At 68.9% G+C, this 280-nt stretch carries 1 protein-coding gene; it reads left to right on the top strand.

Annotated elements, in window-relative coordinates; translation table 11 throughout:
• Positions 1-280: PAS-domain containing protein (locus QWY28_RS23585; RefSeq protein WP_300955343.1), on the top strand; the 280-nt coding region annotated here is incomplete at both ends.

The following is a 280-nucleotide window of genomic DNA, read 5'->3' as shown; positions in this document are numbered from 1 at the left end:
GACCTGCTCGACCTGCCGCTCTCGCTGCTCAGCCGGAATACGACCTATGCCGATTTCGTGCGCTATCTCGCCGAGCATGGCGAGTTCGGCCCGGGACCGGTCGAGGAGCAGGTGCAGAAGCGGCTCGACACCCTCGACCGGCCCTATGTCGGCGAGCGGGTGCGCCCCGACGGCTCGGTGCTGGAGGTGCGGCGCAATCCGGTCGCCGATGGCGGCTTCGTGTCGATCTACACCGACGTCACCGAGCGGCATCAGGCGCAGGCCCAGCTCGAGCAGGCTC

It is taken from the genome of Nocardioides oceani, assembly GCF_030412965.1.
In the GTDB taxonomy this organism is placed as follows: Bacteria; Actinomycetota; Actinomycetes; order Propionibacteriales; family Nocardioidaceae; genus Nocardioides; species Nocardioides oceani.
This window is presented reverse-complemented; position numbering and strand designations above follow the sequence as displayed.